We start from the raw sequence: 18,967 nt of genomic DNA, 5'->3' as shown, positions 1-18,967 counted from the left end.
GAACTCCGCGCTCACCCGGATGCTCCGCGAGCAGGGGGTTCAGATCTCGAAGCGGAAGGTGAGTGACGAGGAGGCTGCGGCGATGGCACGTGATTACGAGGCTGGCCGCACCATGTCGGAACTAGAGAAGGAGTATGGGCTCTCACACGGAGCAGTACTTCGATCCCTGCACCGGTCTGGTGTCGAAACACGCGCAAGGGCTCCGCGACGGAGGCACTAGGGGGGTGCGGGGCTACCAATAGATCGCGATGATCTCTGTGTCGATAAGGTACTCAACTTCTGCATCTGTCGAAATGGTGGTCGGCGGCGCGGTCGGCACGAGCGCGTTCGAGCCCATCATCGGAAATAGCGGAAGTCCGCTTGCGGTTCGTGCCTGCTCGCGAAGTTCAAGATCGCGCTTCGACTTCACCTTCGCTCCGGTGATCTCCTGCAAACGTCCATTCGTCATTGCGAAGGCGCTTCGTTGATCCGAGGCAGACCCCGAGCGATTGCTCAGCGTCGTGATCTCGCGAGCGAGTGCGGACTGCTCTGATTCGGTGAGCGTCTTGTCGGTAGCAACCAGGAAAGCCTCCACATAGAGTTCGAGTGCCTTGCTGAGCTTCGCGCTGTTCGGGTTTTCGGTTGTGACTGGCTCGGCGGCCGAGAGTGGGATACGTCCAGCAGCATTGATCTGCCCCACAAGATCGGGCACGAGCTCCTGGAACATATCCGCGAGCTTCACCGGAGTCCACGAAGAGTGCAGCCCAGGTCGCGAGACCCGCCCGATCAGGGTGAACTCGGCGTCTGAGAAGAGAACACGTCGCAGGTCCTTCCAGTACGCCAGATGCTCGGTGAGTCCAACGATCTGAAGAGGTTCGCGCTTCACCTTTAGGTCGCGAATGAGATCGTCGTGAACGACGTACTTGTTTCCCTTGACCGTGATGACTGAGTAGTCAACTGCCGTCGCTCGGATGGGGATGAGCCCGGCAAGAAGTCGTTCGAGGATCTTGTTCACGGGCTGGACCTGTTTGAGCGTCTCGTGAGCGTTGCCGGCGGCGAACATGTCCGGGAAGTCGTCAGCCATTCCAGTGAACTCGGTCACCATCGTGCTGAGCCGGTACACCGGATCTGCCGAGAGCCTCACCCGGAACTCGACCAGTTCTCCTCGTCGAAGGTCCTCGTCCGCAGCGAGGAGCGACTTGTCTGTCGTCGTCAACAGGGCGTCGAGATCCGCGGCGGGGCTCTGCGCTTCAGCAACCTCGATGAGACGAAGCCCCTTGATGGCTCGAAAGTCTCGGAACCATGACTGAACGGTCGCCTTGCGCGAAGTTTGGATGGTGCTACTGTTGGTCGTCTGAAAACGCGAAGATACGCCGGCCGTGCCGACCAGTGCGTTTGTCGCTTCAAGATTCGTCGCAGCTTCAACCTGAATTTCGTCCGCCGTCTGCTCGGACAAGCCGTCGCGCAGATCGCCGCGGAGCGATGAGAGCAGGCTTCGCAGGCTGACCTCATCGAGATAGACGAACTCTCGCAGATCTTCCTTGGTTGGCTCCGGCCGGGACTCGGCGACCTTCTTTCGTTTCGGTCGATTGCGCCAACGACGCCACCTGTCTCGCAGACTCATCGCGTTGCCTCCTGTGCGTTAGACCGTCGAGGCTTGCTCGCCACTCGTTCGAGCGCTGCTGCAAGGTCTTCGGCAGAGATGGCCGCGCGATCATCACCGGCCGCTACCAGAGCAGCCTCGGTCCAGATCGCCGTCAAGTCGGCGGCTGACCATCCCTCAGTGAGGGCCGCAAGGTCCTCAAGCGGAAGCTCCCCACTCGTAGTCAAGTGGTTAGCGCGCACCTGGAGGATTTCGAATCGATCTTGGAGAGTCGGCATGCCGAACTCAATCTCCCAGTCAAAGCGGCCAGGACGGGTGAGTGCCGGGTCGAGAGCCTCAACACGGTTGGTCGCAGCAATGACGATGACGCTCTTGCCTTCGTCGTCAAATCCGTCCATCAAGGTCAGGAGCTGCGCAACCAGGCGACGTGAAGCCTCATGAGAGTCGCCTCCACGTCGCTCAGCGATGCTGTCGATCTCGTCGAAGAAGATGATCGCGCGGCCCGAAGGACTGGCCGTAGCTGCCTCGAAGATCTTGCGCAGCGTGTCTTCTGTGTCACCGACCCACTTGCTCACAACCGAGGGACCGCTGACTAGGAAGAACTCCGCCTTGGACTCCCGGGCGATGATCCGCGCTAGATGGGTCTTGCCGGTTCCGGGAGGACCTGTGAATAGGACGCCCTTCACCGGGCGAGCCTTGATCTTGTCGAGCTTCTTTCGGCGCTCGAGCTGAGTCTCGATCAGCTCACGCGCACGCTCCTTAACCTCGGGATAGCCACCGAAGTCGCTGAAGCCTGCACCAAGGTTGGCGGTGTCCCAGAGATACTCACGACGCACGCCGTCGATATCGACGTCCTGACCAAAGCTTCCGCTGCGAATCGGTGTCTCAGAGATGATGCGAAGAATACCGTCGGCGTCGTTGTACTCGACGGTATTGCCCGTTTCGATCTCGATGCCCAACGGGTTGTGGATTGGTCGGATGGTGACACCGCTGTCGATGAGGATTGACCCGTCATCGAGAACGCGACGGACGACCGCAATCGAGTTCTGATCTGACCAGATATCGTTCGGTACCTGCTCCCACCCGTTGTCGCTTACGACAATCGTGTCACCCGCATCGATCGTGTCGACATTGAGCAGTCCAGAGGCTCGTCCCACGCGGCCGTCGGGTAGACGGAAGTGAAGTGTCTGGTTGTCAGGGTCGGTACGGACGACGCGCACGAGCGTGCCGACGATGCCGATGGGCGCAGGAGTACTCATGACATGGACCACCAGAACGTAGACCCGTAGATCTTCCCGTAGCCATCGCCACTACCAAGATCTGTCCACATATCGCGCTTGGGCGTTCCGCCGAACTTTGTCTCGTCCGAGAGCATGTTGTAGACATCCGCGGTGATGTATGTCGGGTAGCTGGAGTGAAGAGCGGCCAGTTTGGCAGCAATGTTGGCTGCGTTCCCCACCCAGACGAGGTCATTGCTCCCCCGGATTCCGGTGCGCGAGACCATCGTCTTCGAAGCCGCGATCCCAACCTTCTGCTGGAGCTGGTAGGTGTTCTTCGGATACTTGGCGTCGATTGCGGGCTGAAGGATGTTCTTGACTGCCCAGTTGATCTTGAGAGCGACCTTCGCCGCGTTGCTGTTCTTCGATCCTCCGATGAAGACGCCCATGACCCGGTCGCCGTCAAACGCTGTTATCGAACCGTCGTGTGCGCGGATGATTCTCGACACCGTGTAGAGATAGTTCTTGTAGACAGCCGACGCGAACCAATCCTTATATCCCTTAACGAGGCCTGTCGAATCCTTGAGATCCGCGTAGAGCACAACAGCATCAAGATCAACCGCGTCGTTTCCGAGCGAGACGTCGTCCGTCGAAGGAACCTTCTGGCCGCTACGACGAGACCAGGTGGAGTCGTGGGTCTTCTTTGCGTACTCACGAAGCTCATCGGCTAAGGACATGGGTTGACTCCTGTCGGACACGGTGTTCTGGCAAGATCGCCAAGCGCGGCGGGAAAGAAACCGATGACGAACAGGAGGTACAGCCCGCCGATCACGACGATGCCGGCAAGCAGAAAGTAGAGCGACCACTGCAGGAGAACGTGCTTCCGCCAAGCGATCTGTGACATCTTGATGACCTGGTCCGCGATCTGCCCGTCACTCACTTGGTTGCGAGCGAGAGTTGCGGTCAGCGCCTCCTTGTCCCAATGGCGCAGGTGTCCGAAGTACAGGTAGCCGCGATCTTTGGGCTTCGGCTCTCTCAATTTGATTCGAGGCATCAGCACGAGCATCGAGAGGACCACACTTACGAGCAGCAGGAATAGCCCCACTCCAACGATCCAGCGCGACAGGTCAGTGAGTTGGCTGAGGGTATCCGAGTTAGTGATGAGGGCGAGCGCGAATCCCAGCACGGCGGCCTCGATCGCGAGCGCGGCTGCCGACTTCACGTCAACCTGCGAGATCCAACCCTTCGCGTTCTCGTGGACTCGCCACGCAAGCTCATCCGAGAGCTCTACTTGCTCCGGCTCCACGTCCCGCCGTTGTTTGTCTCTTCTTCCCATAGCTGCGCCTGATTATGACAGCGAGGTCCGACACGTCAAGCGTGAGCGGAATCCGTCCACTGAATAGTCTCCGATAGCCAAATCGCTCACGGCGTCACTCGAACCTTCTGCATGCGCGGCCGCCTCGACACTGGAGATAGTGAGCCGCCCCCTTCATTCGGTCCGGACGTTCTGTGAGTCGTCGGTTTCCATTTGATGGGTGCACTGTCGAGCGTACTCGGCTGGGGGTAGGTAGCCGAGCGAGGAGTGCCGGCGGTGGTGGTTGTACTCGTCCTTCCAGTCGCCGATGATGACCTGCGCGTGCAGCAGCGAGTAGAAGCTGTTGATGTTGAGGCACTCGTCGCGGATCCGGCTGTTGAACGACTCGACGTACCCGTTGCGCCACGGCGAGCCCGGAGGAATGTAGGACAGGCCGGTGCGGGTGCCGGCCCAGTCGGCCATCGCCTCGCTGATGAACTCGGGCCCGTTGTCCGATCTGAGCACGGCCGGGGCGCCGCGCACGGCGACGAGGTCGTCGAGGTGGGCGGTGAGCCGGTCAGCGGTGATCGACCGTTCGGTGAGCCCGCCGATGCACTCCCGAGTGTGCTCGTCGACGATGGAACAGATCTTGATCGGCCTGCCCTGTTCGTCGGCATCGAACTGGAAGTCCACCGCCCACACCACGTTCGGCGCGTCCGCTGTCGGTGCGTCGACGGTCGAGGACCCGACGCGTTTGCGGCGACGCCGCTGCGGGACGCGCAGTCCCTCCTCGCGCCACAGCCGTTGGATCTTCTTATGGTTCACGCCCCAGCCCTCGGCTCGGGCGTCGTGATACGCCCGCCGATACCCGTAGCGGGGATGGTCCTTCGCCCAGGCGCGCAGCCAGTCCTGGGCTGACCCCGTTTCGTAGGTCCGGTGGTTCTGAGAGTCGTCCTGTCGCCCGGAGTCGCGGGCAGGGAGACTGGTCAGATCATGTCGAACAGCAGGAAGCGTCACACCCCGGAGCAGGTCGTCCGTAAGCTCGGGCAGGCCGACAGGATGCTCGCCGACGGGCAGGATGTCGCCGCGGTGTGTCGGGAGCTCGGCGTGTCCGAGCAGACGTACTACCGGTGGCGGAACCAGTTCGGCGGGCTCAAGGCCGACGACGCGAAGCGCCTGAAGGAGCTGGAGAAGCAGAACGCCACCCTCAAGCGGCTACTCGCCGAAGCGGAGCTGGAGAAGGCGGCGCTGAAGGAGTTGGCTGAGGGAAACTTCTAGGCCCGGGCAGACGTCGCGCCGCCGTCTCGCACCTGCTCAGGACACTGCAGGTGAGCGAACGGATGGCGTGCCGCCTGGCCGGGCTCTCACGCTCCGCATACCGGCGCCCGCTCAAGGGTGAAACCACCGACGATCCGGACATGGCGCTGCGGGACTGGCTGCGCGCCTGGGCGAAGGACCATCCCCGCTACGGGTATCGGCGGGCGTATCACGACGCCCGAGCCGAGGGCTGGGGCGTGAACCATAAGAAGATCCAACGGCTGTGGCGCGAGGAGGGACTGCGCGTCCCGCAGCGGCGTCGCCGCAAACGCGTCGGGTCCTCGACCGTCGACGCACCGACAGCGGACGCGCCGAACGTGGTGTGGGCGGTGGACTTCCAGTTCGATGCCGACGAACAGGGCAGGCCGATCAAGATCTGTTCCATCGTCGACGAGCACACTCGGGAGTGCATCGGCGGGCTCACCGAACGGTCGATCACCGCTGACCGGCTCACCGCCCACCTCGACGACCTCGTCGCCGTGCGCGGCGCCCCGGCCGTGCTCAGATCGGACAACGGGCCCGAGTTCATCAGCGAGGCGATGGCCGACTGGGCCGGCACCCGCACCGGCCTGTCCTACATTCCTCCGGGCTCGCCGTGGCGCAACGGGTACGTCGAGTCGTTCAACAGCCGGATCCGCGACGAGTGCCTCAACATCAACAGCTTCTACTCGCTGCTGCACGCGCAGGTCATCATCGGCGACTGGAAGGACGAGTACAACCACCACCGCCGGCACTCCTCGCTCGGCTACCTACCCCCAGCCGAGTACGCTCGACAGTGCACCCATCAAATGGAAACCGACGACTCACAGAACGTCCGGACCGAATGAAGGGGGCGGCTCAGTCCCGCAGCGCCATGTCCGGATCGTCGGTGGTTTCACCCTTGAGCGGGCGCCGGTATGCGGAGCGTGAGAGCCCGGCCAGGCGGCACGCCATCCGTTCGCTCACCTGCAGTGTCCTGAGCAGGTGCGAGACGGCGGCGCGACGTCTGCCCGGGCCTAGAAGTTTCCCTCAGCCAACTCCTTCAGCGCCGCCTTCTCCAGCTCCGCTTCGGCGAGTAGCCGCTTGAGGGTGGCGTTCTGCTTCTCCAGCTCCTTCAGGCGCTTCGCGTCGTCGGCCTTGAGCCCGCCGAACTGGTTCCGCCACCGGTAGTACGTCTGCTCGGACACGCCGAGCTCCCGACACACCGCGGCGACATCCTGCCCGTCGGCGAGCATCCTGTCGGCCTGCCCGAGCTTACGGACGACCTGCTCCGGGGTGTGACGCTTCCTGCTGTTCGACATGATCTGACCAGTCTCCCTGCCCGCGACTCCGGGCGACAGGACGACTCTCAGAACCACCGGACCTACGAAACGGGGTCAGCCCAATAGCCCGCGCCGCGCCTTGAGGAGGTTCTCATCCTTGGTGTTCTCCTTCACGGCAAGGCGACTCAGGATGCGCTGCTGCGTCTCAGGCGTCCAGAAGATCTCCAACCGCTCACGCGCTCGTGTGATCGCCGTATAGAACATGCTGTGCGTGACATGCGACTCGTTGACATCCGTGATCACGATCTTCACGGAGTCGAACTCCAGGCCCTGTGCCTTGTGGAAGGAGACGGCGTAAGCGATCTGGAATGGAACCACCGTGCTCAGCGAGTCGTCGTCTTCATCCTGATCGGCAATCTCGAACACATCGAAGCTGACGGTGGACCCCTCGATCCAGGTCAAGTCGGTACCCAAGCAATCGGCGGCCGTGACAGCGCGAGCAAGTTGCACGCTGAAGGTGAACCGCCCCAATGCCTCTTCGATAGCGACGATCGTGCCCTTCAGATTGTTGAAGATCACGCCAGGGAACCGATTGGTCTCGTTGAAAAGCACCGGGTCGCCGACCTTGTAGGTCGCCCCGCGGCGAACGAAGGCCGGGCTCGGGTTGCTCGCTTGAAGGAACCGATTGACGTTGTTGATGCCGTAGAGACCGTCGTAGTTCATGCACAGGACGATCTCGTCGTCCCGCTGCGGCGCGAACAAGGTATCGCCGAGGACTGTGGAGTAACCGTTCTTCGAGAGCGACTCTTCGATGCGGTCGTCAAGATTCCGTACCCGATCCCACAGCGTCAGCAACGCCTCGTCGTTGGTCCGGAATGGCTTGGTCAGTTCGAAGACGGCGGTGGGAGGAAGGTACGAACGGATGGTGGTGAACCAATTGCCAAACTCGATGGACTCGATCTGATACACGTCTCCGACGAGAACGAGGAGGTCAAAGCTCGTGTTCTCAAGTACCTTGAGCAGGCTCGCGTTGCTCACCGTGCTGCACTCGTCGATCACGAGCACATCCCAATGACGAGTCGTCCCCATACCGCCCAAGTGACTCGTAATGGTGTTGAAGAACGAGTTCGGCGCCGACACCCGCCGACGCAGGTTGTCGACCGCCGGGTTCGTGTGCGCAAGGAAGAGCTTCCTGTCACTGCTGAAGTAGTGGGCGATGTGATCGACCATGGTCGACTTGCCGGTACCGGCAGCCCCATAGACCAGCGCAACCTTCGAGTCAGCAAAGAGTCCCCTGAGGGCATCGGCCTTGAGTTCGTCATCGATGACGGTCGGATTGGCAACGAGCCAAGCGTCCACGTCCTTCTCATGATCGACGAGCCCAGTCGCCGCAACCTTCTGCAGCTCATTGATGATGGTCACGGTGTCATCCTCATATCCCTTGATGAAGACGTGCCCGTTCGCGTGAACCAACTTGCGTGGTGCGTGTGCTGGGGTCGGAGGCAGCAACGCGTTGTGCTTCGCAATGAGCGCGTCGAGATCCCCAAAGCCAGCAAGATCAGCATCCGGCGTGTAGATCACACCGTTCTGCTCGACGTTGCTGCGCACCCGTCGGGCGAGAATTTCATGGCGGCGCGTCGCCGAGTTGAGACTCTCGGCAAGGTCGGCGAAGTGCGGGTTGTGACGCCGCGGTGACGAACAGAAGGGCATCGTGTCGAACGGGCGACAGGACTGCGACGCGTGAAGGCCCGAGAGCCAGCTGCACGCGGTGGAGTCGTACTGCGCGCGGATCACTTGGTTGTTCATTCGCAGGAGTAGATAGCGGAGCAGGTTCGCTCCCGGCCGGCCGCGGCGGATGAGTGAACGAGCTTGGTCCAGCATCGCGAAGATCAGCGGGCTGCGCTTGGCATTCGCCAGCGCCCAGGTCCGGATCTGCGTGTAGTGAGCATCCTCCATATCGATGAGGTCGAGGAGGCTCGAACGCGTCGCGGTGAGGTACTGCATCAGATTCTTGTACTCGACCAAGCCGCGACTAACGTCGCCATTCGACTGGCCCAGGATCTTAGCGAGGTTGTTGAACTCGCAACCTCGGATGGCCACACTCCACGACTGGATCAGCGTGATCGGCATCGTCTGGCCCAACACGTCAATCGAGTCCTGTGCAAGTACGAGGCTCGCCGCGTACTTGTCTGTGACGTCGATGTCGGTGAAGCCGATTACCCGATCGAACTTGCTCGTCTTGTTGTGCGCGAGGGAGAAGGTCACCTCGTAGAAGATGCGCCCCCCGACGAAGAACGGCCTCGAGCTGTGGATGTAGTAAACGCCCTCGTTGGTCGGCGGCACCGGCCCCGCGCGCAACGCATCAACTCGTGTCGCGATCTTCTCGTAGTACTCATAGAGGGAGGGGTCGAGATCGATCGGGAACTGCGCAAGGTTGCCAAGAATGTCCAGGCCGAACTGCGCTTTGGCCAGGTCTCTCGTTCGCATGAGGTACTCGTAGTACTTGAGCATCAGCCGCTCGGACGGATCACCGTCCAATGTGTAGTGCGACGCACTGGCCTGCAGAAGATTATGGAAACGACTGAGCAAATTCAGCTTGGCGTTGGCCTTCACGACAGCGAGCGCAGGCGCGACCAAGCTGTAGTCGAAGGCCTGCGTGCCATCTTTTACGTGAGCGCGGACGATGAGCCCTTCGACCAGATTGCGAAGTTGCGCCAACACATTCTGCGAGAGAAGATCCCGCTGCGTCTTGAGCATGTCGATGTTTCGGACGATCGCATCGTCCGCGCTTCGAATCTGCTGATCAATTGTCGCCATGCGCATATCCCCTCGTAGGTGCTGCACTACCCCCAAGACGTCCTGATGCCGTGCTCATCTCACGCTCCCGCGAACAAGAGGGATGCAAGATCGGACGCCGATGACGCACCCGCAGCCTTACGCGTGACCTCGCGCAGCACTGCCATCGATTCCAGGAATGCATCCCACTGGGTACTGTCGGTCGGCACTGGCACTTCCACGTTCTCGAGGCCTGCGTAGTAAAGCCGAGCGCGCACCCCACCGCGCACATGACGATTGATCTCGTCGCGCCCCGCCTGGCTCGTGAGGAAGAAGAGAAGGTAGTCCGCACTGAACGGGGCATCCTCCGCAATGGAGAAGACGACGTACTCGGGCGAAACCCAGCCCTCCTCCGTCGCGGAGCGGCAGTAAGCCAGCGACCCCACGTTGATCCTCATCGGGTTGTAGACGAAGTCGCCAACCTCGATCCGTCGGTAGCGAGATCGATCGGATGCCGCTGCACCTCGGAACTCAGCAAGTCCGCCCGAGTTGGACACCCCGACGAGGCGCTCAGCAGGGTCGCCCGCGGCGCGGTCACCTCGCTCGATGATGAAGTTCTTGAGCTGCACGCGATTCCCGGCCTCGAAGTTATCGAGCCGGTCAAGCGACTCGCTCCAGCGCGCGGCCGTTTCCTGGACAACCCCGACCTGGCGGCGCAGATGCTCGACAACATCGAGCGGATCAGCCTGTACTCCCGCCTCGGTCTGCAGACGCGGACGAGTATTCAGGTCATAGCCAGCGGCAGCGATCTCCTCGTACGTGGACTCCCATCCGTGTGCGGTCTCGACGCCGTCTCGAATCCACTCAACGGCAGGCGTAAGAAGATCACGCGTCAGCGGCAGTGACTTGGAGAAGCCGGGCCGCCCGTGGGGCGGACGCACCAGGTAGAAGCGAATCGACTTGGTGGGTGCTCCGGTGCGACGGAAGAACATCAGGTTCGTTCTCGCGCCGGGCGCATTGGTGAAGACGCCGCTCGGCAGGCGAATGATTCCCTCGACGCTGAACTCGTTGAGCAAGCGTCGTCGCACGCTCAGGAATGCCTGGTCGGTGCGGAAGAGCACCCCGTCAGGCACAACGATCGCGCAGGTACCACCGGGGGCCAACTTCGCCATGCAGTGCTGCAGGAACAGAAGCTCCGTCGAGTCAGAGCGGGCAGGGAAGTTGCGCTGCACCTGCGGGTTCTCTTCGCCACCAAAGGGAGGGTTGGTGAAGATCAGGTCGCGCTGGTCACCTGGGTCAATCGACCGCACATCTTCCTCAAGAGTGTTGCGTCGAATCGCCTGCGGGTCATCGATTCCATGCAGGAGCAAGTTCACAGTTCCAACGAAGTGCGCGAGAGCGCCGGACTCCTGCGCGAAGTAGGTGCGCGACTTCAAGAGCTCCGAGTCCGCTGTCGTGAGTGCCTGAGGGTAGAGGCGCTCGTTGACCGACACCAGGAAGCCACACGATCCAGCGCAGGGATCGTAAACCGTCTGCCCAAGCTTCGGCTGAACGACGTCGACCATTGCGTCGACGATCGGGCGGGGCGTGTAGAACTCTCCTGACCAACCGGCGTCCGTCGCCTGCGCCAGTAGCGATTCGTAAACGACGGACATAGTGTGCGCGTCCGAGAGTGCATGGAAGTCGATCTGGTCGACGAGGTTGATGACCTCCCGAAGGGTGTGACCACTCTTCATCACCACCGTGACCGACTGAAAAAGCGTTGCCAGCCGTTCAGCCCGACGGGATCCTTCGAGCTTGCGCAGCGTGGGCAGGAGGTCCTGGGTGACGAACTCGATCAGTGCATCGCCCGTCAGTTCGGAACGAGCCCACTCAGACCACCGATACCGACCGGTCACGACTTGCAAATAGTCCGTGCCGTCAATCGCGGCGATGGCGGCGCGGTCCTCTTCGAGCGCCTCGTACTGCTTCAGGAACAGGAGCCACGTCAGCTGCTCTAGGTACGAGAGATACCCCTTGGTGTTGTCGTCAGCTCGCATCTGATCTGACGCGGCCCTAATCAGCCCGCGCAGCTTTGCCTCCGGAGTCATCGCTCCTGCTCCTCGTTGTCAATCGGGTAAAGCCAGCGCTGTACATCGCGCAGCAGTTGCTTGACCGGCTCCGGTCCCCCCAGCGCCCGAATTACGCCCTGGATCCCACCGAAGCCGCTCGTAAACGGCTCGAGGGAAAGGACATCGGCGCTTGCGATCTCCTCAACGCCGGCCTGCCGATACTTGTCCGTCAAGGCAGCCACGATGACACCCTCGGCAGTAAGCGCCTCATCGGAAACGTCGTGGGCAAGCGCAAAGGCGCGCGCACGTTCCTCCCGCGACCTAATGTCTGCGCCGAAGGCGGCGAAGGCCAGGAGGTCGAGTTCGTCAGCATCGGGTCGTCCCGCCACGAGGGCCAGGATGCTCGGCTGTACGTCGACAACCGACAGAGCCGCCCGCAGAGCGGATCGAGTCTCCGGATCGCGCCACCGCTGGATCAGATCCTCGTTTGTACCGACGAGTTCCCGCGTCTTGGCTCCGGCCCGTTCGATGTACTCCTCCACGGTGAGTTCAGCGCCGTCCGCCAGGGTGAGGTCGGTCTCCTCGGCGATAGTGACAGTCACCCCGCTGATGACGAGCCGTTCGACCCCGGGCTGCGGCTCGCGAAGCGTGATGACAATCTCCGTCGGCTCCGCGGCGACCGGCACTCGCACGCGCTTGCTCGAGAATCCGCGAGCCGCCGCGTCGACCGTGAGTGTCGTCTCGGGCAATGCGGGAACGTGAAACAGGCCACGAGCATCGGTCTGAACGTCCGCGAACGTCCGAGATCCCGCACGCACCACAACCGCAGCACCCTGAATCGGCTCGAATCCGTCGTGGTTCACCACCTGACCAGTCAGCACCCCGTGGCCCTCGGTCAGGATGGTGCCGCCCGCAGGCGGCAGGTCCCACTCATCGAGAAGCCTCGTCGCGTCGGTATAGTCGACAATCCGGAAGAACTCCTTGTGCGTCGCAGCATCGAGGCGGCTCCCCCGTCCGAGAATCTGCTTGAAGACCGTCGGCGATCCAACCGGCTTCATGAACACGATGTTCCGGCACGACGGCACGTTGACGCCGGTCGTAAGGAGGTCGACAGTGGTCGCGAGCACCGGCTGAGTACTGCTCGAGAGCTGAAACTCCTCGAGAAGCGCTTGGCCCGCGGGCTCTTCGCTCACAATCCGTACTGCGTAGTGTGACTTGCCAGTCTCCGGCCCCAGGAGGCGCTGCATGTGGTCACGCACGCGCGCGGCGTGCTCCATGCTCACGCAGAACACCATCGTCTTCTCGTTCGGTCCCCACTGTCGAAGAAGCCCCGCCAGGTGCTCGCACATCGCGCGCGTCCGATCCTCGACCTGGATGGCGCGCTCAAACTCGCTTGATGCGTAGATCTCCTTGACCGGCGCGCCGTCAGGGACAATTAGGTCCGCGCCCTGATCGAGTTCTTCCTCGATTCGGAGGCCGTCCTGGTCGATGTTGGTCTTCACGCGACGCACTCGGTACATCGCAAGGAACCCGTCGTCGATGCCGCGTCCGAGCGAATACTCGAAGGCAGGCTGGGGCGCGCCATCAGCATCGCGGTTCTCGCCAGCAAAGAATTCGTAGGTGTCGATGCTGTCGCTTCGCTTCGGCGTCGCTGTCATGCCGAGGTGAAAGGCGCTGTCGAAATGATCGAGAATCACTTGCCAGTCGCCGTAGCCCGAGCGGTGACACTCGTCGATGATGACCAGGTCGAAGAAGTCACGCGGGTACCGTTCGTAGAGACGGACACCGTCCTCGCCGCGCGCATACAGCGTCTGATAGATCCCGAAGTGGATGTCGCGCGCGAACGGGGGCGACCCTGCAACTACTCCTCGGGCGGTGTCGAACGGACCGAACTCGTTGAAGGCCTGGTCCCGCAGCGAGACGCGATCTGCCAGGAATAGCACACGCTTGCTATAGCCGCTCTTGAGCAGCTTCCATGCCAGGTTGAACGCGATGTAGGTCTTGCCAGTGCCGGTGGCCAGCGACAGCAGCGCTCGCCGACGCCCACTGAGCATCTCGTCCAGTGCGGCAGTCACCGCGCGCTCCTGATACCAGCGCATGCCTCCGGTCTGCGCGGGGTACGCGGGCTGAATGATCGGGTTGGTAACCATGACGCCGTCGGGGTTCTGCAACTCTGCAGTCCGCGTCGGCCGTGACGAGGAGATCCGCTCACGAAGCTCGGCAGGCGAAGGGAACGACTCAAGGTCGCGGACCTGGTTCGTCAGCCGATCGTGCTCCACGAGGCCGTGACCGTTGGACGAATACGCGAAATAGATGCCGATGTCTTCGGCATATCCCAGAGCCTGCTGCAGCCCGTCGGAGGGACCGTGAGTCTCATCCTTGGCCTCGAGGATCGCAAGGATCGGACCACGAGCTCCATCCCGAAGGACGTAGTCGCAGAACTGCGGCTGATCGCGAATGCTCTGCTCGCCGACGAGTCGAACCCGGCCGCGCCGATACGTGTACTCGCGCTCAATGAGCGCCTCGCTCCAGCCATCAGCCAGAAGCCGCGGATCAATCAGCTTTGCCCGGGTGTCGGCCTCGTTCATCGCCACAGTGCCCTGCCTCTCGAGCACTAGTCTAGTCGACCAACCCATCAAGACCCGCTGGTCTAAAAGGGTGTGTCGGGATCAGATTCAGGCGAGTGCTCCAGCCGCATCCAGCACCTTCAGCGTTGCCAAGACCGCGTTGTCGCGGTACTGCTTAGAGCCCGCCACGTTGCGGACGATCTTCACGACCTCGGCCGCGCCAACGACAACGATGGGTCCAACCCCGACACCCTGCTGTGCGCACCACTCGCGCACGGCATCTTCGCTGCCGCCACCCGCGAACTTGCCGACGTAGAGCCGCAGCTCCACCTGGGACACCTCAAAGCCGAACCGCTCAGCCGCGGCCGCAACCACGGTCGAGCGAATCTGCTCATCGTTAAGGAGCGCATAGGCGGCGTTCCAGGTGCGGTTCTCGCTCTCGCCGCGCACGTGAGCGGCCACAACACCGCGCGAGCCGAAGAAGGACTTCACGGTCGCGAGCACGAGCTTGTCGGCACGCGCAGCGACAAGATCCACTTCAAAGCCGTGGGTCTGCCACTCCTCATAGGCAATCTTTCGCGTTCGCCGCTTGACTGGGAACTTGAGCGCGCTCGAGACGACGAGCCCTTCAGCTTCCAGCGCCAGAGCGACGAACTGTTCGAACGCCTCCATAAATGTCGAGCGTAGCCAGCGCTGCCGACGTCGCTCGGAAGGCTACGGCGCTTTGCGCACCGCGTCGTCCGGCCGCGCTTCCGTAACGCCCTCAGCACGGAACCGCTCAATCTCCGCGTGCACCTCGGCCGCCGCAGCTTTGAGCTCCGCGATGGTCAGGCCGGGCGTCTTGACGTACTTGTAGACAAAGGACGGAGCGAAGTGATTGAACTCCTTGCGCCCGGCGAGCGCCCGCGGAAGCTGAGCAGGGAACGAGTAGAACTCGGGGTGCTCACGGCTGACATCCTCTCGCAGCCGCCGCGACTCTTGGCTTCGTCCAGAGATGGACTGGTCGTGGTAGACGGCCGCGCGGCGGAACTGGTCACCCTGAAGTTGCCAGCCGAGGTGAAGATGCATACCGCGAGTGAAGACGTACTCGAACGACTCGACCAGCGGTGTCGCGTTGCTCATGCCACCCGCGGCGGGTTGTTCCAGGCCAGGCAGAATGTCATTGAGGACGCGAGCGACTCGTTGGGCTCGTGCCTTGCGCAGCGCAGCGCGCATCTGCGAGCTGGAGATCGCCGAGAGCAAGCTGTCCGGGAGCCAGACCCGTTCCTCATCGGATTGCACGTCAACGGCCGACACCAACTGATGCAGGTCAGAGACGAGCGCGGCGTAGCGGCGCATTGTTTCGACCTCGTAGGACGCCGACGCGGGGAGCGCATCCCGGATCCGGTCGGCGAACTCCGCGTAGCTCAGATACCGCCACTCACCCAGATCGAAGTTCGGCTCGCTGACGGACAGCAACACGAGGGCCGGCGGGTGCGGCCACTTGCTCGCAGCCGCCTCGTACTCCTCGAGCTGTTCTCGGTGCGGCAGCGAAAAGACCTTGTTCTCGATGACGAGCGGTGCAAGGTCGGACCAGTGGAAGACGAGGTCCATGTGACCGCGCTCACGCTCCACGAAGCGGCGTGAGTCCTCACCGGGCGCAGCGAGCGGTCGAAACGTCGCGTCGGCAGCCTCGGGCAGTTGGTCAAAGTACCAGCCGATGAGGTTGGAGTGAAACAACTCGCGCTGTCCGTACATCAGGCGGCCGAGCGGGTTCGCCTCGATGCGCGCCGCAGTTGCCTTGAAGTCCTCGCTCATGACACCACCCCGGCGACGCGCACCGCGTCGAAATCGCGCAGAAGCGCGCGCCCCGCCTCGGTGATCTCCCACTCGATGATGATCTCCCCGGGCGGTGGGGTGTACTCCAGCGGCGCGATGAGCCCGTCGCGCGCCAACCGACGAGCGGTCTGGACGCGCACGATCTCGTGTCCCGGCCACGGCAGGTCGAGGTGAGCCATCGCGAGGGGCCCGTCCAGCGTGACGGTCGGAACGGTCAGTCCGAACTCCTCGATCTTCCGAAGCGTCGAGAGCTGGGTAGGCGAGAGCGGGCGCATGCTCCGACTGTATTCATCGACACGGACATGAGCCGCCCACGTGTGCGTCGGGTCGTGGTGTCTCCAGGCTGAGATACGTTCTCCCAGGGAGCTTCTCTCCCGGAATGGGGCGAACGGTGGGCGACGAGATCGAACTGATCAGCGACGGCGACGGGCTCGCCGTCGTCGGCGACGCCACGGCCGTCGAGCGGTTCCTCTCCTCCGCTGGTGTGCCGTCGAAGGATCTGCAGCTGCACCAGAAGCTCGGCTCGGCGCTGAACGCAGGATCGGGCGTCGCGCAGGCTGGGTCGCAACTCGCGGCCAACTCCGGCCGCTGGGTGAAGCTCACCGAGGAGTCCGCCAAGGCGCTCAAGCTCGGCCAGGCGATGAAGGGCTCCACGGACGGTGTGAGCCGCGCCATCGCTACGACGAGCAAGGGCAAGGTCACGAAGATCCTCGAGTTCGCCAAGCCCGGCTCGGTCGGGTCGATGCTGACCAATCCTGCGATGCTGGCCGGCGCTGCCGGAATCATGGCGCAGATGGCCATGCAGCAGACCATGGAGGAGATCACCGAATACCTTAAAGTCATCGACGAGAAGGTCGACGACATCCTCCGCGCCCAGAAGGACGCCACCATCGCCGAGATGATCGGCGTCGGCATGGTCATCGACGATGCCATGCTGAAGCGCGAGCACGTCGGCCGGGTCTCCGAAGTGACGTGGTCGAGCCTGCACGGCGCCGCGCAGAGCATCGCGACGACGCAGGCGTACGCGCTCCGCCAGCTCGATGCTCTCGCCGAGAAGATGGAGAAGAAGTCGCGTGTGGGCGAACTCGACAAGCTCGCCGGGATGGCGGAGGCCACCGTCGAGGAATGGCTCGCTGTGCTGGCGCGCTGCTTCCAGCTTCAGGACGGCCTCGCTGTGCTCGAACTCGACAGAGTGCTGGATTCAAGCCCAGGGGACGTCGACCGCCACCGGGCGGCGATTCGAGCTGCTCGGCAAAAGCGGCGAGACCTGATCTCGACGAGCACTGCCCGACTCCTGTCGCGCATGGATGCGGCCGCGGTCGGGGCCAACGAGCAGGTGCTCTTTCATCCGCTCAAGGCTGGCCGAGTCGTGCGCTCGGGCAACGAAGTGGCGGGTGACGTGATCGTCTTCCACGAGACGATCGGCGTCGAGGGCGACCGCCATGCCATCGAGCCGAAGCCCTGGCGTGAGGCGGTCAGCGATGCCCGGGACGACGCGGTCGAGATCACGGAGAAGGGCGCGAAAGCCGTCGGTGAGTTCGGCGTTCGGACGTTCGAGGGCGCCAAGACTGGCGCAGAGAAGGTAGTCGGGACGATCAGCGACAGGTTCCGAGGTCGAGGCGCAGCGAGCGACGACAAGACCCGTGACGGCGAATGAGCGCCCGCGCACGGTGGCTCAGCGACTGCGCTGTTCGCTGCTGCCTTGCTTGAGCACCGTGTCCACCACGAGCGCCGCGGACACGACGAGTGAGTGCAGCGGATCCTCGAGCGGGCGGTAGATCTCCAGCACGTAATTGTCCGCCTTCGTGAAGTTCTCCTTGCCGAATCCGGCCCAGGCCTTCGTAATGCGGCCGATCTCGTCGCCCCTCGGGTCCTGGATGCTGAAATCCCAGGCCCGCCAACTTTCGGCGTTGATCGTCCCGAGCGTCTCTCCGCCCGCTTCCATCCGGAATCGGATGTTGAAGCGGCCACCGAGCACCGACGCCATGACGCCGAAGTTTTCCTGGGCGATCTGGCCGACAGGCGTGCCGTCGTCACGCATCACGATCACCTTGGACTTCAGCATCGTGGCGGGGCGGGTGAGCGTGAGCACTGGTCGGCCGTCGGCGTCGACAATCTGAAGGCGCTTGGTGGAGTTCTCGCGGCCCACGACCATGCGCGACATGCTCACGCCGTACTCACGAACGCCACCGACCTTGAGGCCGTGCTGGTTGAAGACGGCGTACTCGGCCTTCTTCTCCCAGAGCTTCGCCTTCTGGTTGACCACCAACACCTGCTCTGTGAAGAGCGTTCCGCCGCCGACGCGAGTCCGATCTCCAACGCCCAGCTTTTGAATCTGCCGCTGCACCTTCTTGTTGGTCACCGGAGTCAGGGCGACGGTCTGCATGGCCGCGACCGTCTGCTGTTGGGCGACGACCGGAGCCGGTGGCGCAACAACAGGTGCATCAACCATCTGGCGGCCCTGCGAGCCGACGTGTTCCGTCCACTGGGCGCCGTCCCAGTAGCGGTGCTCGTGACGGCCGAAGGGATCCGCGAACCACCCTGCGGGCGCCTGCTGACTCATGGTTGGAGGCTAACAGTCGCGTGGGACCTGGCCGCGAGACGACGCTCGCGTCACCGCACCGGCGTACACCCAGGCGTGATGCTCTTGCCGGTCCTCACTGAGCCAGCGCACAAGCACCGCGGCATCGGTCCATGCGATGGCGACGGCTCCGACGACTCTCGGCTCGACATGGGCGACCTGAAACTGGAGCCGCGCTGTCACAGGAATGGGGTCGCGGGCGTCGCGGCGCCGGCCGGTAGCGCGCACCTCATCAATCGAGAGCCCGAGGGGTGTGCCGCGTTCTGCGCGGGCGCGTCGGCACGCTCGATGTCGCGCCCGACGAGGTCGTAGCGGCGGTTCTGGCCCAATCTGCGTCAGTCCCACGCAGCGACGAGCAGCCATCGTTCGCCAACGCGCTCGACGTCCACGACCACCGTGCGGTGGTCCTGATCGGAGCGAGCGGTGAAGCGCCAGGCGTCCCAGAGGTTACCGTCGGCTTGCAGAGTAGGAGTGTCGATAACGCGCCAGCGTTCCCGCCGCCAGACAAGGCGGCGGGGTACACC

Annotated in this window: 14 protein-coding genes and 1 pseudogene; 2 read left to right on the top strand and 13 right to left on the bottom strand. The window is 63.0% G+C overall.

Annotation, left to right across the window (positions count from 1 at the left end; translation table 11 throughout):
• Positions 1-232: 232 nt before the first annotated feature.
• The 5 genes from JOD60_RS10730 to JOD60_RS10710 all read right to left on the bottom strand — a co-directional run bounded on the left by JOD60_RS10730 (position 233) and on the right by JOD60_RS10710 (position 5,110).
• Entirely contained in the window at positions 233-1,603 is a 1,371-nt protein-coding gene (locus tag JOD60_RS10730) for a DUF6414 family protein (RefSeq protein WP_076690602.1), read from the bottom strand.
• Entirely contained in the window at positions 1,600-2,841 is a 1,242-nt protein-coding gene (locus tag JOD60_RS10725; protein ID WP_076690601.1) for an ATP-binding protein, read from the bottom strand. Before JOD60_RS10725 ends, JOD60_RS10730 begins: the two co-directional genes overlap by 4 nt.
• Positions 2,838-3,536 carry an adenylate/guanylate cyclase domain-containing protein gene (locus JOD60_RS10720; RefSeq protein ID WP_076690600.1) on the bottom strand — a complete coding sequence of 233 codons (699 nt, stop codon included), beginning with the start codon at positions 3,534-3,536 and terminating at the stop codon, positions 2,838-2,840. Before JOD60_RS10720 ends, JOD60_RS10725 begins: the two co-directional genes overlap by 4 nt.
• A complete protein-coding gene (locus JOD60_RS17040; protein ID WP_076690599.1) occupies positions 3,527-4,105 on the bottom strand; it encodes a Pycsar system effector family protein in 579 nt (192 codons plus the stop codon). Before JOD60_RS17040 ends, JOD60_RS10720 begins: the two co-directional genes overlap by 10 nt.
• Before the next feature lie 183 nt (positions 4,106-4,288).
• The gene (locus JOD60_RS10710; protein ID WP_269746928.1) at positions 4,289-5,110 is read right to left on the bottom strand and encodes an IS3 family transposase; all 822 of its coding nucleotides are present in this window, start codon (positions 5,108-5,110) and stop codon (positions 4,289-4,291) included.
• Here JOD60_RS10710 and JOD60_RS10705 point away from each other — a divergent pair.
• A protein-coding gene (locus tag JOD60_RS10705; protein WP_157127939.1) for an IS3 family transposase occupies positions 5,087-6,237 on the top strand; the annotation gives its coding sequence in 2 pieces (ribosomal slippage) (positions 5,087-5,357 and positions 5,357-6,237; 1,152 coding nt in all). The genes JOD60_RS10710 and JOD60_RS10705 overlap by 24 nt on opposite strands.
• Positions 6,238-6,250: 13 nt before the next feature.
• Here JOD60_RS10705 and JOD60_RS10700 read toward each other — a convergent pair.
• The 7 genes and pseudogenes from JOD60_RS10700 to JOD60_RS10670 all read right to left on the bottom strand — a co-directional run.
• Positions 6,251-6,690 (bottom strand): annotated as a pseudogene (locus JOD60_RS10700) (transposase); the annotation flags it as partial.
• A 75-nt stretch (positions 6,691-6,765) separates the two neighbouring features.
• A complete protein-coding gene (locus JOD60_RS10695) occupies positions 6,766-9,468 on the bottom strand; it encodes an ATP-dependent DNA helicase (RefSeq protein ID WP_076692178.1) in 2,703 nt (900 codons plus the stop codon).
• A 59-nt stretch (positions 9,469-9,527) separates the two neighbouring features.
• Positions 9,528-11,516, bottom strand: coding sequence for an N-6 DNA methylase (locus JOD60_RS10690; RefSeq protein WP_076690596.1), 1,989 nt, complete (start codon positions 11,514-11,516; stop codon positions 9,528-9,530).
• A complete protein-coding gene (gene hsdR, locus JOD60_RS10685; RefSeq protein ID WP_076692177.1) occupies positions 11,513-14,065 on the bottom strand; it encodes an EcoAI/FtnUII family type I restriction enzme subunit R in 2,553 nt (850 codons plus the stop codon). The genes JOD60_RS10690 and hsdR overlap by 4 nt, the downstream gene beginning before the upstream one ends.
• Positions 14,066-14,152: 87 nt before the next feature.
• A complete protein-coding gene (locus tag JOD60_RS10680) occupies positions 14,153-14,716 on the bottom strand; it encodes a hypothetical protein (RefSeq protein WP_076690595.1) in 564 nt (187 codons plus the stop codon).
• 42 nt (positions 14,717-14,758) lie between these two features.
• On the bottom strand, positions 14,759-15,841 hold the full coding sequence (locus tag JOD60_RS10675) for a PDDEXK-like family protein (RefSeq protein ID WP_076690594.1): 1,083 nt from the start codon (positions 15,839-15,841) through the stop codon (positions 14,759-14,761).
• Entirely contained in the window at positions 15,838-16,137 is a 300-nt protein-coding gene (locus tag JOD60_RS10670; protein ID WP_076690593.1) for a hypothetical protein, read from the bottom strand. Before JOD60_RS10670 ends, JOD60_RS10675 begins: the two co-directional genes overlap by 4 nt.
• 104 nt (positions 16,138-16,241) lie before the next feature.
• Between JOD60_RS10670 and JOD60_RS10665 the strand changes: the two genes are divergently transcribed.
• Positions 16,242-17,519, top strand: a complete 1,278-nt coding sequence (locus JOD60_RS10665; protein WP_084201987.1) for a hypothetical protein — start codon at positions 16,242-16,244, stop codon at positions 17,517-17,519.
• Positions 17,520-17,537: 18 nt separating this feature from the next.
• Here the strand turns inward: JOD60_RS10665 and JOD60_RS10660 are convergent, their stop codons facing one another.
• The gene (locus JOD60_RS10660) at positions 17,538-18,425 is read right to left on the bottom strand and encodes an LURP-one-related family protein (RefSeq protein WP_076690592.1); all 888 of its coding nucleotides are present in this window, start codon (positions 18,423-18,425) and stop codon (positions 17,538-17,540) included.
• Positions 18,426-18,967: the final 542 nt, after the last annotated feature.

Source organism: Microbacterium aurum (assembly GCF_016907815.1).
GTDB lineage: Bacteria > Actinomycetota > Actinomycetes > Actinomycetales > Microbacteriaceae > Microbacterium > Microbacterium aurum.
This window is presented reverse-complemented; position numbering and strand designations above follow the sequence as displayed.

What these genes read in the sequence shown, in the direction of transcription:
- JOD60_RS10730 (WP_076690602.1), bottom strand. Translation starts at nt 1,603, where the DNA reads ATGAGTCTGCGAGACAGGTGGCGTCGTTGGCGCAATCGACCGAAACGA.
- JOD60_RS10725 (WP_076690601.1), bottom strand. Translation starts at nt 2,841, where the DNA reads ATGAGTACTCCTGCGCCCATCGGCATCGTCGGCACGCTCGTGCGCGTC.
- JOD60_RS10720 (WP_076690600.1), bottom strand. Translation starts at nt 3,536, where the DNA reads ATGTCCTTAGCCGATGAGCTTCGTGAGTACGCAAAGAAGACCCACGAC.
- JOD60_RS10695 (WP_076692178.1), bottom strand. Translation starts at nt 9,468, where the DNA reads ATGGCGACAATTGATCAGCAGATTCGAAGCGCGGACGATGCGATCGTC.
- JOD60_RS10690 (WP_076690596.1), bottom strand. Translation starts at nt 11,516, where the DNA reads ATGACTCCGGAGGCAAAGCTGCGCGGGCTGATTAGGGCCGCGTCAGAT.
- hsdR (WP_076692177.1), bottom strand. Translation starts at nt 14,065, where the DNA reads ATGAACGAGGCCGACACCCGGGCAAAGCTGATTGATCCGCGGCTTCTG.
- JOD60_RS10680 (WP_076690595.1), bottom strand. Translation starts at nt 14,716, where the DNA reads ATGGAGGCGTTCGAACAGTTCGTCGCTCTGGCGCTGGAAGCTGAAGGG.
- JOD60_RS10675 (WP_076690594.1), bottom strand. Translation starts at nt 15,841, where the DNA reads ATGAGCGAGGACTTCAAGGCAACTGCGGCGCGCATCGAGGCGAACCCG.
- JOD60_RS10670 (WP_076690593.1), bottom strand. Translation starts at nt 16,137, where the DNA reads ATGCGCCCGCTCTCGCCTACCCAGCTCTCGACGCTTCGGAAGATCGAG.
- JOD60_RS10665 (WP_084201987.1), top strand. Translation starts at nt 16,242, where the DNA reads ATGGGGCGAACGGTGGGCGACGAGATCGAACTGATCAGCGACGGCGAC.
- JOD60_RS10660 (WP_076690592.1), bottom strand. Translation starts at nt 18,425, where the DNA reads ATGAGTCAGCAGGCGCCCGCAGGGTGGTTCGCGGATCCCTTCGGCCGT.